This is a genomic window from Lyngbya aestuarii BL J (assembly GCF_000478195.2).
In the GTDB taxonomy this organism is placed as follows: domain Bacteria; phylum Cyanobacteriota; class Cyanobacteriia; order Cyanobacteriales; family Microcoleaceae; genus Capilliphycus; species Capilliphycus aestuarii.
On the sequence record NZ_AUZM01000178.1, the window covers coordinates 1 to 2,000 of the forward strand.

The following is a 2,000-nucleotide window of genomic DNA, read 5'->3' on the forward strand; positions in this document are numbered from 1 at the left end:
CATCAAATGTTGACCTGCCCAAACCGGGAAGGGACGAATGGTATCCCAAGCTTCATCGGGTACGTTATCCGGTGTGATTGCCTGTGCGTTACTGGCTCCATGAATCCGGTCATGGTCGAGGTTATGTGAACCATCAACGGGTGCAAGTCTGGACTCTGCGACAAACCCTAAAGCGTTCAATAATGACATTGTTTTTACCTTGATAATTTGACAATTGATGAGGGTTACACCTACCCACAAAACCGCCCAATCCCACTGATTTAATTGACTAGAAACTGTTGTTGATTGCCGAAATAATCCGAATCTGTGCGTTGAGGTCAAGCTGCTGAACGGCTTGCACTAACGGGTCTTGAGAGACTGTTTCCTCTACGATTGAAAAGAAAAACTCACTCAGAAAGTCTGAAGGTTGAGTCAACAGTTGATCAACTAATTGCTGTTCGTTCATTTTCGCTCCGAAAATTCCAATCTAAGTATCTGAATTTCTACGGGTGTGAAGGCAATACCCGCAATATAACCAGCGCAGAACAATCCCAGTATTAGCAGATTGATGAGAAATCTCAGTCCAAATCTGGGTGTTTTGTTTAACGCTATTGACTGGTTTGATAGTGATTCGGTGGCGAAAATAATGCAGCGAAAAAGTCCTGCAATGGAAGCTTTGGGGGCGTGCGTTTATGCAGGCTTTCTTCAGGTTTTTTGTAGTGAAGGAATGATTTGGGGGTGAAGACTCGTGAGGGGATTTCTGGGTTATCCGTTATGACCTGATAGGTTGTAGGGGTTTCCGGTTGAGTTGCGATCATAAATTCCGGTGCTTCTACCTCATCCAGTTCGGCTTCTGTCAGGTGTCGGATTCTGTCAGGTGTAACGTTGAGGATTTTCCCGCTTTCCTCAATCTGAATCTCAACATCGTTTTCAGCTAAAACGTGAGTTACCTGGCAGGTGTGGGCTTCATCCAGTTTGACCCAATCACCAATCACTACCCAGTAGTCACCGTCAACAGACTTGTTGATAAGCTTGCCGGGTTCGATTGGCGGTTGTAACAGTTCCCAAGTTTCCGGGTGAGACTCTGGGGTGATGTTGATAATTTCCGGTTCAACCAACGGCTCAAACAGGTCGTCTGAGACGGTTTCCTCAGTTTCCTGTTCTTCCAATGACTCGGAAACTTCACAAGCGTTAACGGCTGCTTGCCATGTTGACTTCTTACGCAAGTCTCCATGTTGGGAGATGAAATATTTAGATAGCCCAAGCGCTTGAGCTTGAGCTTTCAATTCTGATAAAGTCATAGTTACCTCATCCTGAGAACGGTTCAGTTGTTGAGGGAGTCTAGGGGTTACTGCGTCAACAGTCCCTGGACGTCCGGTAATTACGAATGATAATACATTGTCTCTCCAATTGCAAGTGTATTAAAGTTAAATAGAAGCTATATGAACTACAGATGCAAATAACCATAGTGGTTCCAGACGACATTGGGGAGTTGATTGGACTAATAGGAAGACAGACAGGCAGAAGCACATCTGGAATGTGTGCTGGCTGGATTAAAGATGGTGTTTACCGAGAGATTGAAAACCTTAACAAGGTTGAAGTTTATAAATCTCTCATCCGGAAACGCCAAAAAGAGGAGGCTCAACAAAAAGATGAAGAATCCCCAGAGGAATAATTGTGATCGCAACTGTTAACCTAAAGTTGAGTTCTATCTGATCGCTTCTCAGTGCATAGAGATTCTGATATGTTTTACCCCTAACCGTTGTGCAGTTAGGGGTTTATTTTTTAGGGGGTCAAGTTTTCAATTGACCTGATCAACTTCCCTGCTGAGTTGGACGTGTAACCCCTCTCCCGTTTAAGTTTGGGGAGTGTTTCAGCCAGCCAGTTCTCTAGGTGTTTACACCTGTCATTACATTGTACATACGTGTCATTACTGCTGTCATTACTTGTATGTACACCTGTATTGACACCTTCCCTGAGAGTCTCAATCTCTGCTCTCAGGGATTCAGCTTTTTTTCAAG

At 44.3% G+C, this 2,000-nt stretch carries 4 protein-coding genes; 1 reads left to right on the top strand and 3 read right to left on the bottom strand.

Annotated features, from left to right (window positions below; genetic code table 11):
* From M595_RS27290 to M595_RS27295, 3 genes are all read right to left on the bottom strand, one after another.
* A partial coding sequence (locus tag M595_RS27290) for a hypothetical protein (RefSeq protein WP_023067558.1) occupies positions 1 to 189 on the bottom strand: 189 nt, incomplete at its 3' end.
* Between the two features lie 79 nt (positions 190 to 268).
* A complete protein-coding gene (locus tag M595_RS31375; RefSeq protein WP_023066587.1) occupies positions 269 to 445 on the bottom strand; it encodes a hypothetical protein in 177 nt (58 codons plus the stop codon).
* Positions 446 to 587: 142 nt separating this feature from the next.
* Positions 588 to 1,280, bottom strand: a complete 693-nt coding sequence (locus M595_RS27295; RefSeq protein WP_023066541.1) for a hypothetical protein — start codon at positions 1,278 to 1,280, stop codon at positions 588 to 590.
* 152 nt (positions 1,281 to 1,432) lie between these two features.
* Between M595_RS27295 and M595_RS27300 the strand changes: the two genes are divergently transcribed.
* Positions 1,433 to 1,654 (top strand): hypothetical protein, encoded by a 222-nt coding sequence (locus M595_RS27300; protein WP_040484011.1) that lies wholly within the window; start codon positions 1,433 to 1,435, stop codon positions 1,652 to 1,654.
* Positions 1,655 to 2,000 lie beyond the last annotated feature (346 nt).